Origin of the sequence: Mycobacterium sp., from assembly GCF_044370595.1 — a bacterium.
GTDB lineage: Bacteria > Actinomycetota > Actinomycetes > Mycobacteriales > Mycobacteriaceae > Mycobacterium.
Genome location: NZ_JBILVF010000019.1, coordinates 1 through 20,287, shown reverse-complemented (window position 1 = coordinate 20,287; position 20,287 = coordinate 1). Strand labels below are relative to the sequence as shown.

Here is a 20,287-nt window from a genome sequence, read left to right as displayed (position 1 = left end):
ATATGGAAGCGTTTCACTCCCACACCGGGATCGGCGTACCGCTGCGCCGGTCCAACGTCGACACCGATCAGATCATCCCCGCTGAGTACCTCAAACGAGTCTCCCGAACCGGTTTCGAAGATGGATTGTTCGCGGCGTGGCGTACCGATCCGTCCTTCATCCTCAATCAGAACCCCTTCGACCGGGGTTCGGTGTTGGTGGCCGGAGCCGATTTCGGAACCGGCTCCTCGCGCGAGCATGCGGTGTGGGCATTGATGGACCACGGCTTCCGAGTGGTCATCTCGTCACGCTTCGCCGACATTTTTCGCGGCAACGCCGGGAAAGCGGGGTTGTTGGCCGCTGAAGTCGGCCAGGACGATGTTGAACTGCTCTGGAAGCTGATCGAACAGCATCCCGGGCTGGAAATCACTGTCAACCTTGAGGATCGGACCATCGCCGCGGCAACGACGGTGGTGCCGTTCACTATTGACGACTACACCGCCTGGCGGTTACTCGAAGGACTCGACGATATCGGTCTTACGCTGCGGAAACAGTCTGAAATCGAGGCTTTCGAGTCCGCCCGGCCCGCCTGGAAGCCGCGTATCCAGGCGGCCTCCTGAGGCATCGGCAAGCCCGAAATTCTGTGCTCGGCGCAGGGCCGAAGCGTGCCGTATCAGTCTGGAATCAGCCCTGAAGGGCTGCAACCGGTTTGACGCGCCCCCGGCAACATTTTGCTGAAATTACGCGTGGCGCATGGATATCTGCGCTTTCAGGGTTTAGCGTATCCTCCAGTCGGTCCAGGGCGGACCACTGTTTCGGAGGATTTGAATGAACAAAGCAGAGTTGATCGAAGTTCTCACGGGGAAGTTGGGCACCGATCGTCGCCACGCGAACGACGCCGTGGAGCATTTGATCGACGCCATCGTCCGCGCTGTGCAAAAGGGTGACAGCGTGACCATCACCGGCTTCGGCGTTTTCGAGCGTCGGCGTCGTGCGGCACGCGTGGCGCGCAACCCGCGTACCGGCGAGACGGTGCGGGTCAAGCCCACCTCTGTTCCCGCGTTCCGTCCCGGAGCGCAATTCAAGGCAATTGTTTCTGGTGCCCAAAAACTCCCGGCCGAAGGACCCGCTGTCAAAAGAGGCGCCGTGGGCGGCGCAGTGAGGAAGGCTGCTGTGAAGAAAGCTGTCGCAAAGAAGGCTCCCGCCAAGAAAGCTGCTGTCAAGAAGGTCGTCAAGAAGGTCGCCGTCAAGAAGGCGCCGGCCAAGAAGGCACCGGCCAAGAAGGTGGTCAAGAAGGTCGCCGTCAAGAAGGTCGTGAAGAAGGCTCCGGCCAAGAAGGCTCCGGCCAAGAAGGCTCCGGCTCGCAAGGCCGTTGCCAAGAAGGTCGTCAAGAAGGCTGTCGTTAAGAAGGTCGTCGCCAAGAAGGTCGTCGCCAAGAAGGCTCCGGCCAAGAAGGCTCCGGCCAAGAAGGCTCCGGCTCGCAAGGCTCCCGCCAAGCGCGGTCGCCGCTAAGCTCGGTCTTCTTCGCGAATACGCCGCGGACCCTGAAGGGTTCGCGGCGTATTCGCCGTTTCGGGCTCGACGGCTAGGATTTCGGTGTCGCGGCCAGCGGACTGGGCATGTGATCGGCGGCGATGAGCCGGCCCTGCGCGACGGTCAGCACCCAGGTGCTGCCCTTGCGATTCCGGGATTTGTCCGGCTTTACACCGTCGCGCTGGCACCACCACTCGATCAGGTAGGGAATGACCTTGCCCTGCGAGCAGATCGCCGGTGTCCCGCCCAGTCCGGCGATCTCCAGCACCCGCTTGTGGGCGGCCTCCGGATTTTCGGCATAAGCCTCTTCAGTGAGCGCCGACTCAGCGGTGATGGGCACATCCAATGTCAGGGCCAACGGTTCGACGGTCTGAACGCAGCGGGTCCGGTCGGCGGCATAGACGACGTCGGCACCGAACGCCTGCAGTTGGGGCACCAGCGATTTCGCCTGCGCCCGGCCCTTGCGGTCCAACGGCCGTTTGCGGTCGTCGCCGTGATAGCGGGCTTTGCGGCCGGCTGTGCCGTGCCGAATGATCAGGACCGTCTGGGTGTCGGCGGGTTTCTTGACGAACCGTCCGAGCACCTTGCGATCATGCGGATAGCTCAATCGTTTGGCGGCATCGGCGACCGGAAGCCACTGCAACTCGTCGACTTCGCTGCTGGGTGTGAATTCGCCGCCTAGGGCGCGGGCGGCCCAGTAGTGGACCACCTTGGTGCCGACCGGAATCGGATACTTGATCCGGCCCAGCCGTCGACCCAACTGCGCGTGCTGTCCGGTCTCCTCGAGGATCTCGCGGGCCGCCGCCACCGGCTCAGTCTCGCCCGGGTCGACCTTGCCTTTCGGCAATGACCAGTCGTTGTAGCGGGGCCGGTGGATCACCGCGACTTCCGGTGCTCCCGAATGCTCAGCGGGCCGCCACAGCACAGCCCCGGCCGCCAGAACCGACACCGGACTGGTCGCAGCCGTCTTCTTGCTCGATGTCTTGTTCTGAGCCATGGCGTTTCGCTCAGCCCTGCCGGTGCTGTTCCATCAGCCATACCTGATGATCGCGGACCTGATGACCGTCCTTGGGGGCCGCAGTCCAGGTGCCGTCCGATCCCAGTTCCCAGCATCGCGTCGAGGGGTGCATAGCCGACTCGAAGACCCCATCGAGTTCAGCGGTCAACCGACGGTCCTTGACCTGCGCCATCACCTCCACCCGGCGGTCGAGGTTGCGGTGCATCATGTCGGCGCTGCCGATCCAGAACTCGTCGATAGCGCGGAAATGCATCACCCGGGAATGCTCGAGGAACTGGCCGAGGATGGAACGCACCGCGACGTTCTCCGAGAACCCCTCGACCCCCGGCTTCAAGGCGCAGATCCCGCGGACCACAACCTCGACGCGCACCCCGGCCTGTGATGCCCGGTACAGGCCGTCGATGACCTGTTCGTCGACGATGGCGTTGGCCTTGATACGGATTCGGCCGTTGCCGGTCTTCTCGTGTGCGGCGACCTCCCGTTTGATGCGTTCGAGGATGCCGGTGCGGACCCCGTGCGGGGCCACCAACAGGTTGCGGTAGCTGAGCTTTCGCGAGTAGCCGGTCAGCGAGTTGAACAGATCGGTGAGGTCGGCACCGATGTCCGGCGCCGCGGTCAGCAGACCCACATCTTCGTAGAGGCGTGCGGTTTTCGGGTTGTAGTTGCCGGTACCGACGTGGCAGTAGCGCCGGATCGTGGAGCCCTCGCGGCGCACCACTAGGCAGGTCTTGCAGTGCGTTTTCAAGCCCACAAGGCCGTACACCACGTGCACGCCCGCGTCTTCCAGCGCCCGGGCCCACTTGATGTTGGCCTGCTCGTCGAACCGTGCCTTCAGTTCCACCAGTGCCACCACCTGCTTACCGGCGTCGGCAGCCTCGATCAACGCGTTGACGATCGGGGAGTCACCGGAGGTGCGGTACAGCGTCTGCTTGATGGCCAGCACATCCGGATCGGCGGCAGCCTGCTCGACGAAGCGTTGCACGCTGGTTGAAAACGATTGATAGGGATGGTGCACCAGCACGTCACCGTCGCGCAAGGTGGCGAAGATGCTCTTTCCGGTCTCGCCGAATGCGGGGTGGGTGGCCGGCACGAACGGGGGATCCTTGAGCGTCGGCCGGTCGACTGCGTACACCTGCCAGAGAGCCGACAGATCCAGCAGACCCGGCACCTGCACCACGTCGCCGGGGTGCACGTCGAGTTCCCGCAGCAGAAGACCGAGCATGTGTTCGGACATATCGTCGGAAACCTCAAGGCGCACCGGCGGTCCGAACCGACGCCGCGCCAGTTCCCGTTCGAGGGCCTGCAGCAGATCCTCGTCGCGGTCCTCGACGTCCATGTCGGCGTTACGGGTGATCCGGAAGGCGTGTTGTTCGACGATTTCCATGCCGGGGAACAGCACCGGGAGAAAGGCTGCGATGAAATCCTCCATCGGCAGGAACCGCGCGGTCTTGACGTCGGGGTCGGTGTCCTTAAGGCGGACGAACCGGTCGACGTTGTCGGGGACCTTGACGCGGGCGAAACGTTCGGCGCCGTCACCGGGGGAGCGAACGGCGACGGCCAGATTCAGGCTCAGTCCGCTGACGAACGGGAACGGGTGTGCCGGGTCGACGGCCAGCGGAGTCAGTACCGGGAACACCTGCTCGGAGAAGTAGACCGACAACTCGCTGCGCTCGGCGTCGGTGAGGTCGGACCAACTCACGATCTGGATGCCTTCTTTAGCCAGCGCCGGGCGCACCGACTGCAGGAAGACCTGGGCGTGGCGGATCGCCAGTTGCTGGGTGCGTTCACCGATCAACCGGAGTTGTTCGCGCGGGGAGAGCCCGTCGGCCGAGCGCACCGACAACCGCATCTCGTCGCGGCGTTTGAGACCGGCGACCCGCACCATGTAGAACTCGTCGAGGTTGGAGGCGAAGATCGCCAGGAACTTGGCGCGTTCCAGCAACGGCAGTGAGGTGTCGGCCGCCAGGGTGAGGACCCTGTTGTTGAAGTCCAGCCAACTCAGTTCCCGGTTGAGGTACCGGTCCACCGGCAATGGGTTGTCCACCGGCGCCGGGGTCGCTGCCGGAGGTGCGCCTGCGGTGGCGTCGTGGGTCGGGCGGGTGCCATCCGTTGCCGGGGGAGGGGCTGCCGGGGGATGGGTGTGGGCCTCGGTCATGGGGCAATCATCTCTCATCTGCGGCCTGTCGTGGTCGGCTGGCAGGAATCGCCCTCAACCGTTAACCGGCGGGCGGGGTCACCCCGGTGGCGGCCGCCGTAGCCGCGCCGACGCCCAGCAGACGGGCCGCGGCGAGGTCCGCGGGAGTGTCAATGTCACACCGCAGGCCCGGCCAGCCGCCGGTGAGTTCGATTGCGCCGGACTCGCGGTGCCGCCGTGCCGAATCGGCACCGAAACGAGGTTGCGGCGGAACCCCGAAGGCGAACAGTGCCGCGGTGCCGGTGCCGTGCCGGTCGGCGACGAAGCTGCGCGGGTGTCGCTGCGCAGCCACGAGCGCATCGCTGAGTTCCCCGGACTGTATCGCGGGCAAATCACCCTGCAGCACAACGATATTCGGTGTGATAGCTGAGGCTGTGCCGCAGGCCGCCAGGATGGCATTGTTGAGCGGGTCGTGGTGGCCGGCCGGGGTCGGGTCGGCCAGGACCGCGGCACCCAGGCCGGTCGCAGCGGCCGCGACCACCGGATCGGGTGTCACCACTGTGATGGATTCGACCGCCGGCACGGACCCAGCTGCGGTGATGGTGTCCACCAGCATCGCGAGCACCACACGTTCGCGTGCATCGCCGCCGAACAGCTCCGCGAGCCGACTCTTGGCGGCGTCGAGGCGCTTGACCGCGATGATCAGACCGACGCCCACGGCCGCCATCCTGCCAGCGGCCCTCGTGATTAGGTTGGGGGGCAGCCGGCCGGGGAATGTGGTGCAGACAGGAGCGCATGACGATGACGCTGGGGACCGCGACCGTGATGGGCGCCGGCGCGTGGGGGACCGCGATGGCCAAGGTGCTGGCCGACGCCGGTACGGACGTCCGGCTGTGGGCGCGCGGTGCGGCGGTGGCCGACGAGGTCAACACCGCGCACAGCAACGATCGCTACCTGCCCGGGATCACCCTGCCGACACGGATCAGGGCCACCACCGACCCGGCGGAGGCCCTCGACGGGGTCACCACCGTGCTCCTCGGTGTCCCCTCCCAGACGCTGCGCGCCAACCTGGAGTCCTGGCGGCCCCATCTGGCCGCCGATGCGACCCTGGTGAGTCTGGCCAAGGGCATCGAGTTGAGTACATGCATGCGGATGAGCCAGGTGATCGTCGCGGTCACCGGCTGCGATTCCGGGCAGATCGCGGTGGTGTCCGGGCCCAACCTCGCCGATGAGATCGCCGATGAGCAGCCGGCGGCCACCGTGGTGGCCTGCCAGGACTCCGGCCGCGCGGTGGCGTTGCAGCGTGCGTTGAACACCGGCTACTTGCGGCCCTACACCAACTCCGACGTGGTGGGCACCGAGATCGGCGGGGCGTGCAAGAACGTGATCGCGCTGGCCTGCGGAATGGCCGCCGGCGTCGGGCTGGGCGAGAACACCGCCGCGGCGATCATCACCCGCGGGCTGGCCGAGATCATGCGGCTGGGAATTGCGTTGGGCGCCAGCATCACAACACTGGCCGGTTTGGCCGGGGTCGGTGACCTGGTCGCCACCTGCACGTCGGCGCATTCCCGCAACCGCACCTTCGGGGAGCGCCTCGGCCGCGGCAACACACTGGCACAAGCCGAGCGCGCCGGCCACGGCCACGTCGCCGAGGGGGTCACCTCCTGCTCGGCGATCCTGGCACTGGCATCGAGCTACGACGTCGAGATGCCACTCACCGAAGCGGTGTACCGGGTGTGCCACAAGGGACTATCGGTCGACGAAGCTGTCATGCTGCTGCTGGGCCGCAGCACCAAACCGGAGTAGTAGACAAGCATGAGCCAGCGCTACGGCGATTCAACCCGCACCGTCAAGGCGGCCGACTCCGAGGCGATCGCCGGTCAGCCGGTCGCGCACGCCCCGGTTCCGGCGTCGGCGTTCCACCTCTCGGCCGACGAAGGCAGCGAGGCGCACGTCTACGGACGCTATTCCAACCCGGTCTGGGGCCATCTGGAGGCGGCACTGGCCCAGTTGGAGGAGGCCACCACGGCACTTGCTTTCGGCTCCGGCATGGCCGCGATCACCGCCACGCTGCGGGTGCTGGCCAGGCCCGGGGCGGTTCTGGTGGTACCGGCCGACGGGTATTACCAGGTGCGCCGCTATGCCCGGGAAAGTCTTGCAGCAGGAGGTATTACGGTTCGCGAAGCGACGGCGTCGGAGCTGTGCGCAGCCGCCGAGGATGCCGATGTGGTGTTGGCCGAGACTCCGACGAATCCCGCTTTGGATGTCGTCGACCTGCATCGCCTGGCGGGGATCTGCCGCCGCCGCGGCGCCCGTCTGGTGGTGGACAACACCACCGCAACCCCGCTCGGTCAACAGCCGCTGTCGATGGGAGCGGATCTGGTGGTGGCCAGCGCCACCAAATCCCTGGCCGGCCACAGCGATCTGGTGGCCGGTTACGTCGCCGGCAGCCAGCCGGAGTTGATGCAGGCGATCGAACGGGAACGGCTGCTGGCCGGGCCGATTCTGGGTGCCATGGAGTCGTGGATGCTGCTGCGCAGCATCGGAAGCTTCGGGCTGCGGTTTGACCGCCAGTGCCAGAATGCGCTGGCGTTGGCCACCGCCCTGCACGGTCACCCCGCGGTGCGCGGGGTGCGCTATCCGGGGCTGCCCGATGATCCGTCCTACCCGGTTGCGGTGACCCAGATGCGCCGCTTCGGCGGACTGCTGTCGGTCGAACTCGCCGACGCCGAGGCGGTGCACGATCTGGTGCGCCGCAGTGAGTTGCTGGTGGCGGCGACCAGTTTCGGCGGTTTGCACACTTCGGTGGATCGCCGGGCGCGCTGGGGTGACCCGGTACCGGACGGCTTCGCGCGCATCTCGGCCGGCATCGAGGACACCGACGACGTGGTGGCCGACGTCCTGGCCGCGCTGCAGTCCTAACAGCGGCTCGGCAGTGCACCCTGGGGGATTGGCTGTAGCCTCTCTAGCTTGTGACTCCCCGCCCGGGCTCCCGTATCCGTGTCGCCGTCGTCTACGGCGGCCGTAGCTCCGAGCACGCGATCTCCTGTGTCTCGGCGGGCAGCATCCTGCGCAATCTGGATCCGGAGCGTTTCGAGGTGGTGCCGGTCGGTATCGCCCGGGACGGTTCCTGGGTGGTCGCCGACGACGACCCCGACGATCTGGCCATCGCCGATGGGAAACTGCCCGAGGTCCGCGGTCAGTCCACCGCGCCACTGGACGGCGTGGGGGAGATCCTGGCCGGGGTGGACGTGGTCTTCCCGATCCTGCACGGTCCCTATGGTGAAGACGGCACCATCCAGGGTCTGCTGGAACTGGCCGGTCTGCCCTACGTCGGGGCCGGTGTGCTGGCCAGCGCCGCGGGCATGGACAAGGAGTTCGCCAAGAAACTGATGGCCGCCGCGGGGCTGCCGATCGGCGACTACCTGGTTCTGCGTCCCGCCCGCAGCGAGCCCGCCGCCGAAGAGATCGCCCGTCTGGGCTTCCCCCTGTTCGTCAAACCCGCCCGCGGTGGCTCCTCGATCGGGGTCAGCCGGGTCACCGGGCCGGCCGGGCTGGCCGCGGCGATCGCCGAGGCCCGCCGACACGACCCAAAGGTGATCATCGAGGCTGCCGTCAACGGCCGCGAACTGGAGTGCGGGGTCCTGGAGTTCCCGGACGGGGCGGTACGCGCCAGCACGATCGGCGAGATCCGAGTCGCCGGGGCGGCCGGCCGCGATGACGGCTTCTATGACTTCGAGACCAAGTACCTCGATGACGCCGCCGAACTCGACGTTCCCGCCAACGTCGACGACGCTACCGAAAAGGTGTTGCAGGACTTGGCGATCCGGACCTTCACAGCCCTGGACTGCCAGGGGCTGGCGCGGGTGGACTTCTTCCTCACCGAGGACGGGCCGGTGATCAACGAGATCAACACCATGCCCGGGTTCACCACCATCTCGATGTACCCGCGGATGTGGGGTGCCAGCGGAGTGGATTACCAAACCCTGGTCGGAACCATGGTCGACACCGCATTGGCCCGCGGTACCGGGCTGCGCTGAATCAGGGCCTGCCGGGCCGGATCGGGATTGCCGGCATGGTCCGCTCGATCACGTCGGACAGCGTCTGGATCGGTGTCGGCCCGGACCCGTCGGGCAGCGTCAACGCCACGTACACCGGCCGGTCCACACACAGCCAGGTGCTGCGCCGCGACTCGGGGTCCTCGAGGCGGAACCACTGCACGTCGTTGACCATCTGGATGGGCGCGCCCACCACGAACTCGGCGGGTCGGTCCAGCCCGCAGCGCATGATGACCGGGTCGGATCCGGAAAGCTCAGCGCGGTCATCTCCCGGGCGCCACGCGGCGGTCCCCGGCGGGGTCGGTTCGGCGGTCTCGGCGCGGCGGTAGTCGCCGAGGCCGTCGGGGAGGGTGGCCAGCAGCGACCGGCATTCGGGTGCTCCGGCCGCGGGCGCCGGCACCGCGGCGATGACGACCGGCCCGGGCGGGGTGCGCCGGGTGGCCGCCACCGCCAGGACTGCGCCGATGGCCACCACGGCCAACAGCAAGGCGGCGATGATCAGGGCCCGCGGCGGTCCGTCGGGATCGACGGCAGGGGCCTCTTCCGGGGCCCGATCCGCACCGCCCTGCACGTCGCTCACCTCGCCGGTTGGCCCTAGACTGACGTGCTCAAGGTACCCCAGGGACAGCCCGGCGAGGGAGGCAGCAAGTCGTGACCGACGCGGCGGGCGGCCCGTCCGACCCCAGCCTGCGCGAGGTGGGTGAGTTCGGCCTCATCGACCGGTTGGTCCGCGGCCGCCGGCAGTCCGCCGAGGTGGTGGTGGGTCCCGGCGATGACGCCGCCGTCCTGCACGCCCCGGACCGCCGGGTCGCGGTCAGCACCGACATGCTGGTGGAGGGCAGCCACTTCCGGCTGGACTGGTCCACCCCCCACGAGGTGGGCCGAAAAGCCGTCGCGCAGAACGCCGCCGACATCGAGTCGATGGGGGCCCGGGTCACCGGATTGGTCGTCGCCTTCGGGGCGCCGCCGGACACCTCGGCGGCGAAGGCGGCCGAACTGGCTGACGGCATGTGGTCGGAGGCGGCCCGATTCGGCGCCGGCATCGTCGGCGGCGACCTCGTGTCCAGCCCGCAGTGGGTGGTGTCGGTCACCGCGCTGGGCGACTTGGAGGGCCGCGAACCGGTGCCGCGCAACGGTGCGCATCCCGGTTCGGTGATCGCCGTCGCCGGTGAACTCGGCCGTTCGGCGGCGGGGCTTGCGTTGTTGCGCAACACCATCGGCGTGACCGGTGACGAATTCGAGGATCTGCGTTCCTGTCACCGGGTGCCCCGGCCGCCGTACGGACAGGGTCGGGCCGCCGCCGAAGCCGGTGCCCAGGCGATGACCGATGTCTCCGACGGACTGCTCGCCGACCTGGGTCACCTGGCGGAGGCCTCCGGTGTGCTGATGGACCTGCGTGCTGCGACGCTGCGCGCCGACGTCGACGCGGTGGCGGCCGCTGCCGATGCGGCCGGAGTGGATCCGTGGTCGCTGGTTCTCGGCGGTGGTGAGGATCACGCCCTGGTGGCGTGCTTCCCGGACTACCCGCCGCACGGGTGGCGGGTGATCGGTTCGGTTCTCCCCGGCGGGCCGGCGGTCCTGCTCGACGGGCGGCGTTGGGTCGGCCGGCCGGGGTGGCAGTCCTACGACTGAACGCCGCCCGCTGCGGGCCTATACAACGCTACGGCGTTGTGCCACAACACATTATCCAGGTGTTGTGGGCCGATCAGCGCACCGAGAGTGGTCAGATCGGCGTCGATGAACGGCCGGGGTGCGCGGGTGGAGGGCAGGTCCGTTCCGAAGACGAGCGCCCCGGGATTGACGTCGAGGATTCGGGCCATCGCCTCGGCCGGGTCGAGGTCGACCCGCCCGAAGCCGCTGGCTTTGACGTAGGCGCCGCACTCCACCAGACCGAGCAGGTCGGGTAGTCCCTCGGCGCTCAGGCCGAGGTGGTCGATGCTGATCGCCGGCAGTGTTGCCAGTGTCGCGTGCAGCGGGGCCAAGTCCCGCGAGTCGATGTAGAACTCGCTATGCCAACCGGCGATGTCGTAGACCCGCCGCGCCAGGCGGTCCAGGTCGGCCACACCGGCAGAGCCACCGCGGCGGATGTTGAACCTCACCGCCCGCACTCCGTCGGCGTCGAGGCGCGCGATCTGTTCGTCGGTGGTCTCGGCCGGGATCTGGGTCACGCCGACGAACGTCGGGCCCAGCGCGGTGAGCGCCGCGCGCAGATAGCTCTGATCGAAACCCTGGAATGAACCCGACACCACAGCCCCACCAACGAAACCCCCGCCGTCGAAACCCAAGCCGGCGACTCGGTTGCGGTAGTCGGTGACGGTGAACTGCGGCGGTGAGTAGCCGTCGTTCTCCTGGAGCGGGAATCGGGGGTCGATGATGTGCAGGTGGGCGTCGAAGACGCGGGTCGGCGCCCTCACCGGGATCCCGCACAGACCGCGCATCGGGTGCTGGTGGTGACGCGGTCGATGAGTTCAGTGACCCAGTCGGCGGCGATCTCGGCGGCTCCGGCGAACGCGCGGCTGAGTGCGGCGAGGTAGCGGTGCACCGAATGTCGGGCCGTAGGGTTGTCGGGGAACGAGACCGTCACGGTCGTCCGGTCCGGATGCCGGTTGACCCACAGGTTGATCCCGCCGAGTGAGATGTTGTCGCCGAAGGTGCCGAAGCGGGTGTCCTCCCACCGCCCGGCGGCGGGAATCTTGCGGAAGTCCTGGTAGGACAACATCATTGGCGGCAGCCCGGCCTGACACCCTGAGGCCTGGCCGGCCGGGGCGAGTTCCAGAGCGCGGTGGAACGGCATCGCTGCCAGCGCCCGGTTGGCGTCGAAGGAGTCCTGAGCGGCCCGGGCCGCGGCGGAGAAGTCGCCGTCGCCGATCGGCACTGTGACCGGGAACAGGCTGGCGTACCAGCCCACGCTGAGCGCCTCGGCCGCACCGGCTCGGGTGTCCGACGGGGTCAGTCCGCGGTAGGTCGTGGTGCCGGTCAGTTCATGCTCGGCCAGCGCCGCGCAGGCCATCACCCCGCCGCTGAACCGGGCTCCTGCGGCTCGGCAGGCGGTGTCGAAGGCGTCGGTGGCCTCGGCGTCGAGCAGGTCAAGGGTGACCCAGCCGCCCCGGCTGGTCCCTGAGACTTCTCCAGCGGTATCTCCCAGGGGCAGCGGGAATCCCGGCCAGTCGCCGTTCCGCGCGAAGTCCAGCCAACCGGTGATCTGTGGGGAGTCGGGCGTCGCCGCGGCGATCCGCGCCTGCTGGCGGGCGGTGTAGCGCCGGTAGCCGCTGATCGGCGGCAACGGATTGGGCAGGCCGTGCACCAGGGCCCGATAGCTCAGGTGGATGTCGCCAAAGATCAGCCCGGCCGACGTGCCGTCGATGTGCAGGTGGTCGATGCTGGCGTAGACGGTGAAGTGGTCGGCGTGCTGGATCATCCCGAAGGTGAAGCAATCCCAGTCCAGCGTCGCCGGTGTCGAGCTCAGGGCGTGGGCCCGGATCTGTTTGTTCGTCATGAATCCCGCTGCGGTGGGGATGAATTCGACGCCATCGGGGGTGTCGAGGGTGCGGCGCTGCACGGTGTTGTGATCGTCGATCTCAAAGGCGCTGCGATAGGTGTCGTGGCGACGCACGTGGATGTTGATCGCCTCGGTCATCGCGGTGAGGTCGCAGATACCCTCCTCATACCAGCTGACGATCATCAGCCGCGGCAGTTCACGGCCGATGCCGGCGGCGTAGTGCGCGAGCATGAGGTGCTGGGCCTGCTGGGCACTCGGAGGCAGCGGGTCCTTGCGCGCGGTGCGCATCTGGCCGCGACTCCACGCCGAGGCGGTCCAGACGGTTACCGGGCCCGTCCCGGGATTCCATGACTCGATCGGGCCGAGTTCGGTCACGATGCGCACTCCCTGCTGTCAGTTTCGTCGTCTGGTCTGTCACTCTGCCGCCCGGGCGGCGTCGGTGCTGTCCACCCGCGGAACCGTTCAGCGGTGGACCCCGCTGTCCCCCGACCGGGGGACAGACCGCCGTGGCCTTGTAAGTTGACCCTCCGTGACCGCCCGGCCCCTCACCGAACTCGTCGACGACGGCTGGGCGCAAGCACTGGCCCCGGTCGCCGACGACGTCGGGCGGATGGGTGATTTCCTGCGCGCCGAACTGGCGGCGGGGCATCGCTACCTGCCGGCCGGGCCGAATGTGTTGCGGGCTTTCGGGTTTCCGTTCGAGGCGGTCCGTGTGCTGATCGTCGGCCAGGATCCCTACCCCACGCCGGGTCATGCCGTCGGCCTGAGCTTCTCGGTGGCGCCGGATGTGCGGCCGCTACCTCGCAGTCTGGCCAACATCTTCACCGAATACCGGGCTGACCTGGGCTACCCGGAACCGGCCAATGGTGACCTGACCACCTGGGCGCAGCGCGGGGTGATGCTGCTCAACCGGGTCCTCACCGTCCGCCCCGCAAACCCGGCGTCCCACCGGGGTAAGGGCTGGGAAGCGGTGACCGAATGCGCCATCCGGGCCCTGGTGGCCCGCGAGCAGCCGATGGTGGCGATCCTGTGGGGCCGCGACGCAGCGACGCTCACGCCGATGCTGCAGGCCGACCATTGTGTGTCCATCGAGTCGGCGCATCCGTCGCCGCTGTCGGCGAGTCGGGGATTTTTCGGATCCCGGCCGTTTAGCCGGGCCAACGAACTGCTGGTCGGGATGGGCGCCGAACCGGTGGATTGGCGCCTCCCCTGAGCCGACGGCTCAGCCGCGGACGACCTTGCCGGCCTTCAGGCAGGAGGTGCAGGCATTGACGCGTTGCTTGTTGCCGCCGGGGCGGGTCACGGCGTGAACGGTCTGAATGTTCGGATTCCACCGGCGGTTGGTCCGGCGGTGCGAGTGCGACACCGACTTGCCGAACCCGGGGCCTTTCCCGCAGATATCGCAGACGGCAGCCATGTCAGAACTCCTCAAGTCTTATTCGGTGGGGTCAGGAGCGGTTCGGCGGATTGGCGTGGACGCAACGTGGGTGACCCGGCTGTTCAGAATACCGGCGCGGTGAACCGAACACCAAAATGGGCCCCACACCAAAATGGCCCCCGCGCGCATCGACCGGATCCGTCGCAGGTCCTGGCTAGGCTTGCGCCAGGGTTGAGATCGGAGGTGCCGATGGCCGAGCGGCGGCTGGACGCGACCGCCCTGCGGGAGTGGGCGCACACCTGCGTCAACGCCCTGATCAGCCACACCGACGAGATCAACCGGCTCAACGTGTTCCCGGTCGCCGACGCCGACACCGGCACCAACATGCTGTTCACCATGCGTGCCGGCCTGGCCGAAGCCGACCCGGCGGCCCGGACCGGCGACGTCACCGCGGTGGCCGCGGCCCTGGCGCGGGGGTCGTTGACCGGAGCGCGGGGCAACTCCGGGGTGATCCTGTCCCAGATCCTGCGGGCGCTGGCCGAGGTGACAGTCGAGGCAGCCCGGGACCGCGACATCGCCGATGTCGACGTCGCCCTGCTGGCCGCGGCGCTGCGCCATGCGGTTGCGCTGGTGGTCGCCGCGATGGGCGGGCAGGTGGTGGCCGGCACCGTGGTCTCGGTGCTGCAGGCCGCCGCGGCCGCGGTCGAGCGCAGCGCCGATGAGGGTGCCGGGCTGTCGGCCGCCTTGACCGGCGCCGCAGAAGCCGCGGCCCAGGCACTGGACCGCACCCCCGAACAACTGCCGGTGCTGGCCGAGGCCGGAGTGGTGGACGCCGGCGGGCTCGGGTTGCTGGTCCTGCTGGACGCGCTGACCGCCACCGTCGTCGGACACGCCCCCTCCCGCCGCAGCTATCTGCCGGCCAGCCCCGCTGCTTCCGCCGACGTCAGCGCCGCCCCAACCCCCCAGTTCGAGGTCATGTACCTGCTGGGCGGCTGCCACCCCGACGCGTTGGGCCGGCTGCGGACCGAGCTGGAGGAGTTGGGCGACTCGGTGGCCCTGGCGCCGGCCGCCGACGGCCGGCAGTCCGTGCACGTCCACACCGACGACGCCGGGGCGGCGATCGAAGCCGGGATGGCAGCCGGGGCGCTGAGCCGTATCCGGATCTCCGCGCTGTCCACCGGGCGGCTGGCCCCGGGCGGCTGGGCCCGCCAACGCGCGGTGCTGGCGATCATCGACGGCGACGGCGCCGAGAAACTGTTCGCCGGTGAGGGGGCGTGCGTGGCGCGGCCGGACACCGAACTGGTCGACCCGGCCGACGGCCTGAGCGCCGACCAGCTGCTGCGGGCCCTGGTCGACACCGGCGCCGCCCAGGTGATGGTGTTGCCCAACGGCTACGTCGCCGCGGAGGATCTGGTGGCCGGCTGCACCGCCGCGATCGGCTGGGGCATCGACGTGGTGCCGCTGCCGTGCGGGTCGATGGTGCAGGGCCTGGCCGCCCTGGCCGTCCACGACCCGGTCCGGCAAGCCGTCGATGACGGCTACACCATGGCCCAGGCCGCGGCGGGCTGCCGGCACGGCTCGGTGCGGATCGCCACCGAACAGGCGCTCACCTGGGCGGGGGCCTGCCTGCCCGGCGACGGCCTGGGAATCTCCGGTGAGGAGGTGGTGGTGGTCGACCCCGACCCCGTCGCGGCCGCCGCGCGTCTGATCGACCTGCTGCTGGGCTCCGGTGGGGAACTGGTGACCCTGCTGCTCGGCGCCGGCGCCGATCCGGGTGGCGACGCCGTCACCGACCGGCTCGCCGACCATGTGCGCCGCCGGCACCCCGGCACCGAGTTCAGCAGTTACCGCACCGGCCACCGCGGCGACGTTCTACTCATCGGGGTGGAGTAGTGGTATCGCTGGGTGACCGCCTCGATGCCGTGCTGGGCGCCAAGGCCGCCGGGCGCCTTGCCGAGGTGTTCGATATGCAGACCGTCGACGACCTGCTGCGGCACTACCCGCGCAAGTACAGCGAGGGCATGACGGTGCGCGGGGAGGACGACGCCCCGCCGGAGGAGGGGGAGCACATCACCTTCGTCGGTGAGATCGAGAAGGCCGACGTGCGCTGGACCAACCGTCAGCCTCGCCGCGAATACCTCGTCATCACCCTGCGCAACCGCCGCCCGAAAGTCACCGCCACGTTCTTCAACGCCAAATTCCTCAAGAAGCAGTTGGTGGAGGGCACCCGGCTGATGCTGTCCGGGGAGGTCGGCTACTACAGGTCCACCATGCAACTGACCCACCCGGCGTACCTGATCCTGAACTCACCCTCGGGCCGCCTGGGTGGCAGTAAGTCGCTGAAGACCATCGCCACCACCGCCGGTCAGGACGGCGACTTCGATATGTCGGCCTTCGAGCGGGACTACTTCCCGATCTATCCGGCCAGCGCGAAGCTGCAGAGCTGGGATATCTACTCCTGCGTGCGCCAGGTACTCAACGTCCTCGATCCGGTCCCGGAGCCGCTGCCGGAAAGCTTTGTGCGGCAGTGGGATCTGGTCAGTGAGGACACCGCGCTGCGCGATATCCACATGGCCGAGAAGGAGGCCGATCGGGAACGGGCCCGCCAACGGCTCACCGTCGACGAGGCCGTCGGCCTGCAGTGGGCGCTGGTCCAGCGTCGAAACGGTGCCCTGGCCGATTCCGGCCCGCCGGCCCCATCCCGCGGCGACGGCCTTCGCGGCGCACTGGCGCAGCGCCTGCCCTTCGAGCTGACCGCGGGCCAACGCGAGGTGCTTGATGTCATCACCGACGAACTGGCCGCCACCAAACCCATGCACCGGCTGCTGCAGGGAGAGGTGGGCTCGGGCAAGACGATCGTCTCGGTGCTGGCGATGCTGCAGATGGTCGACGCCGGCTACCAGTGCGCGCTGCTGGCTCCCACCGAAGTCCTTGCCGCCCAACATGCCCGCTCGATCCGCGATGTGCTGGGGCCGTTGGCGATGGCCGGCCAGTTGGGCGGGGCCGAGCACGGCACCCGGGTGGCGCTGCTCACCGGGTCGTTGTCTCCGGCCCAGAAACGTCAGGTCCGCGACGAGGTGGCCGCCGGGGCGGCGGGCATCGTGATCGGCACCCACGCGCTGCTGCAGGACGCCGTCGAATTCCAGCGGTTGGGCATGGTGGTCGTCGATGAGCAGCACCGCTTCGGTGTCGAACAGCGAGACCGCCTGCGCGCCAAGGCCCCCGATGGTCTCACCCCGCACCTGCTGGTGATGACCGCCACCCCGATACCTCGCACCGTCGCGCTGACCGTCTACGGCGACCTGGAGACCTCCACACTGCGCGAGCTTCCCCGCGGCCGCCAGCCCATCACCACCACCACGATCTTCGTCACCGAGAAACCCCAGTGGCTCGATCGGGCCTGGCAGCGAATCCGCGAGGAGGTCGCCGAAGGCCGGCAGGCCTACGTGGTGGCCTCCCGCATCGACGACACCGACAAGACCGACGACACGACCGACGCAGCGGAGGCGGCCGGCGGGAACGGACCGCCGCCGATTCCCGTCGTCACGTTGTATGAGCAATTACGAACCGGGCCGCTGGCCGGGCTGCTGCTGGGTCTGATGCACGGACGGTTGTCCGCCGAGGAGAAGGACGCGGCGATGGCGGCCTTCCGGGCGGGGGAGATCGACGTGCTGGTGTGCACCACCGTCATCGAGGTCGGGGTGGACGTGCCCAACGCGACGATGATGGTGGTGATGGACGCCGACCGGTTCGGGATCAGCCAGTTGCATCAACTGCGCGGCCGCGTGGGCCGGGGTTCTCATCCGAGTTTGTGTCTGCTGGCCACCCGGTTGCCGCAGGCGTCCAAGGCGGGTGAGCGCCTCGAGGCCGTCGCGGCCACCCAGGACGGCTTCGCGCTGGCCGACCTCGATCTGCAGGAGCGCCGTGAAGGCGACGTGTTGGGGCGAAGCCAGTCCGGTCGCCCGATCACCCTGCGGTTCCTGTCGCTGGCCGAGCACCGCGAGGTGATCGAGGCGGCCCGCGAGATCTGCGAGTCGGTGTACGCCGTCGACCCCGGCAACGCCGGAATGGCCGTTCTGGCCGACCAATTCACCGACTCCGACCGCATCGACTACCTGGACAAGGCGTGAGTCGGCGCACTCTGCTGTGGCTGGCTGCGGTCGCCCTGGTGGCCGTGCTGGTCGCCGCGCAGGCACTCACCGACGCCGGTCACCGAGGCTCCGAGGCCCGCGCGACGGCACCGAGAGTTCAGGCCGGTGCCGACGTGCTGGCCGGGATCACCGTGGTGCCGCAACGTGTCCGCGGTTACGACTACCGGCGCTCGGCGTTCGGCGATGCCTGGGATGACGACAACGGCGCGCCGGGCGGGGGCAACCAGTGCGATACCCGCAACGACATCCTGCACCGAGACCTGGTGGACAAGACCTATGTCACCACCAAGCGCTGCGCCCACGCTGTCGCCAGTGGCACCCTGCGCGACCCGTACACCAACGAGACGGTTTCGTTCGTGCGCGGCAACCAGATCGGGGCTTCGGTGCAGATCGACCATCTCGTGCCCCTGGCCTTTGCCTGGGACATGGGAGCCCGGGACTGGACCGAGCAGATGCGCAAACGTTTCGCCAACGACCCGGCCAATCTGCTGGCGGTGGCGGGAAAAGCCAACCAGGACAAGGGTGATCTGCCGCCGGGGGAGTGGATGCCGTCCAATACGGCGTTCTGGTGCCAGTACGCGGTGGCCTTCACCGAGGTGCTGCGCGGCTACCGGCTACCGGTGGATGAGGCCTCCGCCCGGCGACTGCAGGACGCGGCGGCCAGCTGCCCGAGCAGCTGACCGCGACCCGCAACGATTAATTGCGGGCACACCGGGGCCCTGCTAACGCGAAGAACGCGGCGGCCAGCTGAGTACCAGCTGACCGCCGCGCTCCTGGTCTAGCGAATTCAGTCGGCGTCGGATGCCCCGCGACGGGAATCCGTCGCGCGGGAACCGGTGTCGCCGGCGTCGTCGGACGCCTCACCGGCCGCCGGCTTCGGCGCCGGATCGTCGGCAACTCCAGCAGGCGCTGCCTCCACCTCGGGGATGTCGACGACAGCCGGAGCGACCTCCTCGGCCACCTCGTCAACGACGGCCGGGGCGATCTCCTCGGCGACCTCGTCGACGGCCGGCGCCGACACCTCCACCGGAGCTGGGGCGTCCGCCACAGCCGGTGCGGCCTCCTCGGCGGGTGCCTCGGCCACGGCCGGTGCGGCATCCTCGGCGGGTGCCTCGGCCGGTGCCGATGCCGTGGTCTCCGGCGCAGCCTCCGCAACAGCTGCGGGTTCAGCGGCGGCGGTCGGCGGGGTGATCAGCAACTTCTCAGCCAGGAACTGACCCAGGCCGATCCCGGCCCCGAACAGGCCGTTTGTCAGGCCCGCCGGTGGTTGGCCCGTGAGGAAATCGCACAGTTGGCCACTGCCGTCAGAGCCGCAGCTCACGGACAGCGAGTCAAGCCCCGTACCACCCGCCCACACCGTGGGGCGGTCGGGCTGCGGGTCTTCGGGGTTGACCTTCAATGACCCGTCCTGGGGCATGGCGTTGAGGAGGCCACCCAGATTGAACCCGAGTTGAATACCAGCCGGGATGTTGAAGAACTGCCCGAGGACCGGGGTCAGGTCTAAAAGGCCCGCACCGTTGAGGAAGGCATTGGTCATATTCGTTGGGATGTTGACGAACTCGTAGAAAGCATCCAGGATCTTGCCTTCCTGGAAGTACTGACCGATAGCGGTGAAACTGTTGGTCAACGCCACCACCGGGGAGATCAGCGGGCCGAGCCAACTGACAATCTGTCCGGTGGCAGGGGTGTTCAGAATCTGCAACAGGGGAGCGAGGTCGTTTATAAGAAACTCCGCGAGGGCTAATTTTTCTGGGGTATCGGGTTCTTGGCTGGTTGAGCCCGCGATGAGTTGGAGAAAGAGAAGGTTGGTTCCAAAGGGACTCTCCGCGTCCGTATCGGGATCGCTGCTCGCTGGGGTGGGAGGCTGCGTGTTGGAAAGGTATTCGCCGGTGGCTACCAGAACTTCCTTCGGGGGATCCCACAGCACGGGCAAAGTAACGGCGTTTCCTGGATCCCAGGGCGCCTGGAAAAACGTCTGGAGGTTGTTCCAGATCTGCTCGGGGATCAGGCCGGCGTTGCCGTTGGTCAACTCTTCGAAGTAGGTGGCGATGTTGGCGCCGATGGTCTGCAGCAGCGGAAAGGGATTCTGTTCGTTGAACTTGCCGAGGATCTCGATGTTGGCGGCACTCGTCTCGAACAGGTTGACCAATGCCTGGATCGGGTCGACCGCGGCTGCGAGACCGACCGCCATGTCGCTGACGACACGCTCGGGTGCTGCCGTGATCGGATTGGGTATGGGCTGTACCGGGCTGAGCGCGAGGGCGCCGACGCCGAGCGCGGCGATTCCCGCGGTGAGATAAGAGCGAGCTGTGACATACATGGCCTTCGAGGTCCTCCCTGTGATTTACCTGAACGCCGCTGACGTTTAGCGGAAAGATTGTCCGAAATCCCGGACTTCGCTGATTTGCCGGAAAATATTTTCTGAGCAGACCCTGTGGCCGCACGCAAACCGGGGTGTGACACGGAGCTGCTAGTCACCATCGTGGGGCAAACGCAACGCGGCGGCCAGCTGTTTCCAGCTGACCGCCGCGCTGTGA

General features: G+C 68.2%; 17 protein-coding genes and 2 pseudogenes. 11 read left to right on the top strand and 8 right to left on the bottom strand.

The genetic code is table 11. From position 1 onward, the window contains the following. Window positions 1–2 precede the first annotated feature (2 nt). The 3 genes and pseudogenes from leuD to ADBZ5N_RS04720 form a co-directional block, all read left to right on the top strand. Complete coding sequence (gene leuD, locus ADBZ5N_RS04730; RefSeq protein WP_526256332.1) at window positions 3–599, top strand: 3-isopropylmalate dehydratase small subunit; 597 nt, start codon at window positions 3–5, stop codon at window positions 597–599. Between the two features lie 208 nt (window positions 600–807). Continuing rightward, window positions 808–1,062: pseudogene (locus tag ADBZ5N_RS04725) on the top strand (HU family DNA-binding protein); the annotation flags it as partial. Between the two features lie 63 nt (window positions 1,063–1,125). Next, window positions 1,126–1,476, top strand: a pseudogene (locus tag ADBZ5N_RS04720) (histone H1-like repetitive region-containing protein); the annotation flags it as partial. Between the two features lie 88 nt (window positions 1,477–1,564). On the opposite strand, the gene mutT1 reads toward ADBZ5N_RS04720, so the two are convergent. The 3 genes from mutT1 to cofC all read right to left on the bottom strand — a co-directional run bounded on the left by mutT1 (window position 1,565) and on the right by cofC (window position 5,391). Continuing rightward, window positions 1,565–2,509: an 8-oxo-(d)GTP phosphatase MutT1 gene (gene mutT1, locus ADBZ5N_RS04715; RefSeq protein ID WP_526256331.1), complete on the bottom strand. Its 945-nt coding sequence runs from the start codon at window positions 2,507–2,509 to the stop codon at window positions 1,565–1,567. Window positions 2,510–2,519: 10 nt separating this feature from the next. Then, entirely contained in the window at window positions 2,520–4,685 is a 2,166-nt protein-coding gene (locus ADBZ5N_RS04710) for an RNA degradosome polyphosphate kinase (protein WP_526256330.1), read from the bottom strand. 61 nt (window positions 4,686–4,746) lie between these two features. Then, the gene (gene cofC, locus ADBZ5N_RS04705) at window positions 4,747–5,391 is read right to left on the bottom strand and encodes a 2-phospho-L-lactate guanylyltransferase (protein ID WP_526256329.1); all 645 of its coding nucleotides are present in this window, start codon (window positions 5,389–5,391) and stop codon (window positions 4,747–4,749) included. Between the two features lie 68 nt (window positions 5,392–5,459). Here cofC and ADBZ5N_RS04700 point away from each other — a divergent pair, with 68 nt between their 5' ends. Genes ADBZ5N_RS04700 through ADBZ5N_RS04690 form a run of 3 tightly spaced genes read left to right on the top strand, consistent with a single transcriptional unit; the run spans window position 5,460 to window position 8,704 of the window. Beyond that, the gene (locus tag ADBZ5N_RS04700; protein WP_526256328.1) at window positions 5,460–6,470 is read left to right on the top strand and encodes an NAD(P)H-dependent glycerol-3-phosphate dehydrogenase; all 1,011 of its coding nucleotides are present in this window, start codon (window positions 5,460–5,462) and stop codon (window positions 6,468–6,470) included. 9 nt (window positions 6,471–6,479) lie between these two features. Further along, entirely contained in the window at window positions 6,480–7,586 is a 1,107-nt protein-coding gene (locus tag ADBZ5N_RS04695) for a cystathionine gamma-lyase (protein WP_526256327.1), read from the top strand. 50 nt (window positions 7,587–7,636) lie between these two features. After that, a complete protein-coding gene (locus ADBZ5N_RS04690; RefSeq protein WP_526256326.1) occupies window positions 7,637–8,704 on the top strand; it encodes a D-alanine--D-alanine ligase family protein in 1,068 nt (355 codons plus the stop codon). Window position 8,705: 1 nt separating this feature from the next. Here the strand turns inward: ADBZ5N_RS04690 and ADBZ5N_RS04685 are convergent, their stop codons facing one another. Next, complete coding sequence (locus tag ADBZ5N_RS04685) at window positions 8,706–9,293, bottom strand: DUF3515 family protein (protein ID WP_526256349.1); 588 nt, start codon at window positions 9,291–9,293, stop codon at window positions 8,706–8,708. An 80-nt stretch (window positions 9,294–9,373) separates the two neighbouring features. Here ADBZ5N_RS04685 and ADBZ5N_RS04680 point away from each other — a divergent pair, with 80 nt between their 5' ends. After that, window positions 9,374–10,354 carry a thiamine-phosphate kinase gene (locus ADBZ5N_RS04680; protein WP_526256325.1) on the top strand — a complete coding sequence of 327 codons (981 nt, stop codon included), beginning with the start codon at window positions 9,374–9,376 and terminating at the stop codon, window positions 10,352–10,354. Here ADBZ5N_RS04680 and ADBZ5N_RS04675 read toward each other — a convergent pair. Together ADBZ5N_RS04675 and ADBZ5N_RS04670 are read right to left on the bottom strand one after the other, a co-directional pair. Further along, entirely contained in the window at window positions 10,345–11,136 is a 792-nt protein-coding gene (locus ADBZ5N_RS04675) for an amidohydrolase family protein (RefSeq protein ID WP_526256324.1), read from the bottom strand. The two genes, ADBZ5N_RS04680 and ADBZ5N_RS04675, sit on opposite strands and share 10 nt — an antisense overlap. Continuing rightward, a complete protein-coding gene (locus tag ADBZ5N_RS04670) occupies window positions 11,133–12,605 on the bottom strand; it encodes a condensation domain-containing protein (protein WP_526256323.1) in 1,473 nt (490 codons plus the stop codon). The genes ADBZ5N_RS04675 and ADBZ5N_RS04670 overlap by 4 nt, the downstream gene beginning before the upstream one ends. A gap of 145 nt (window positions 12,606–12,750) precedes the next feature. On the opposite strand from ADBZ5N_RS04670, the gene ADBZ5N_RS04665 reads away from it, so the two are divergent. After that, window positions 12,751–13,434, top strand: a complete 684-nt coding sequence (locus ADBZ5N_RS04665; RefSeq protein ID WP_526256322.1) for a uracil-DNA glycosylase — start codon at window positions 12,751–12,753, stop codon at window positions 13,432–13,434. A 9-nt stretch (window positions 13,435–13,443) separates the two neighbouring features. On the opposite strand, the gene rpmB is transcribed toward ADBZ5N_RS04665, so the two are convergent. Continuing rightward, window positions 13,444–13,638, bottom strand: a complete 195-nt coding sequence (gene rpmB, locus ADBZ5N_RS04660; protein ID WP_313674516.1) for a 50S ribosomal protein L28 — start codon at window positions 13,636–13,638, stop codon at window positions 13,444–13,446. A gap of 210 nt (window positions 13,639–13,848) precedes the next feature. Between rpmB and fakA the strand changes: the two genes are divergently transcribed. From fakA to ADBZ5N_RS04645, 3 genes are read left to right on the top strand one after another with little or no spacing between them, the layout of a single operon-like run. Further along, complete coding sequence (gene fakA, locus ADBZ5N_RS04655) at window positions 13,849–15,492, top strand: fatty acid kinase ATP-binding subunit FakA (RefSeq protein WP_526256321.1); 1,644 nt, start codon at window positions 13,849–13,851, stop codon at window positions 15,490–15,492. Then, window positions 15,492–17,729 (top strand): ATP-dependent DNA helicase RecG, encoded by a 2,238-nt coding sequence (recG, locus tag ADBZ5N_RS04650; RefSeq protein ID WP_526256320.1) that lies wholly within the window; start codon window positions 15,492–15,494, stop codon window positions 17,727–17,729. The genes fakA and recG overlap by 1 nt, the downstream gene beginning before the upstream one ends. Further along, window positions 17,726–18,430, top strand: coding sequence for a GmrSD restriction endonuclease domain-containing protein (locus tag ADBZ5N_RS04645; protein WP_526256319.1), 705 nt, complete (start codon window positions 17,726–17,728; stop codon window positions 18,428–18,430). The genes recG and ADBZ5N_RS04645 overlap by 4 nt, the downstream gene beginning before the upstream one ends. Before the next feature lie 107 nt (window positions 18,431–18,537). Here the strand turns inward: ADBZ5N_RS04645 and ADBZ5N_RS04640 are convergent, their stop codons facing one another. Continuing rightward, window positions 18,538–20,070, bottom strand: coding sequence for a hypothetical protein (locus ADBZ5N_RS04640; RefSeq protein WP_526256318.1), 1,533 nt, complete (start codon window positions 20,068–20,070; stop codon window positions 18,538–18,540). Window positions 20,071–20,287 lie beyond the last annotated feature (217 nt).

What these genes read in the sequence shown, in the direction of transcription:
- cofC (WP_526256329.1), bottom strand. Translation starts at nt 5,391, where the DNA reads ATGGCGGCCGTGGGCGTCGGTCTGATCATCGCGGTCAAGCGCCTCGAC.
- leuD (WP_526256332.1), top strand. Translation starts at nt 3, where the DNA reads ATGGAAGCGTTTCACTCCCACACCGGGATCGGCGTACCGCTGCGCCGG.
- rpmB (WP_313674516.1), bottom strand. Translation starts at nt 13,638, where the DNA reads ATGGCTGCCGTCTGCGATATCTGCGGGAAAGGCCCCGGGTTCGGCAAG.
- ADBZ5N_RS04710 (WP_526256330.1), bottom strand. Translation starts at nt 4,685, where the DNA reads ATGACCGAGGCCCACACCCATCCCCCGGCAGCCCCTCCCCCGGCAACG.
- ADBZ5N_RS04700 (WP_526256328.1), top strand. Translation starts at nt 5,460, where the DNA reads ATGACGATGACGCTGGGGACCGCGACCGTGATGGGCGCCGGCGCGTGG.
- fakA (WP_526256321.1), top strand. Translation starts at nt 13,849, where the DNA reads ATGGCCGAGCGGCGGCTGGACGCGACCGCCCTGCGGGAGTGGGCGCAC.
- ADBZ5N_RS04695 (WP_526256327.1), top strand. Translation starts at nt 6,480, where the DNA reads ATGAGCCAGCGCTACGGCGATTCAACCCGCACCGTCAAGGCGGCCGAC.
- mutT1 (WP_526256331.1), bottom strand. Translation starts at nt 2,509, where the DNA reads ATGGCTCAGAACAAGACATCGAGCAAGAAGACGGCTGCGACCAGTCCG.
- ADBZ5N_RS04640 (WP_526256318.1), bottom strand. Translation starts at nt 20,070, where the DNA reads ATGTATGTCACAGCTCGCTCTTATCTCACCGCGGGAATCGCCGCGCTC.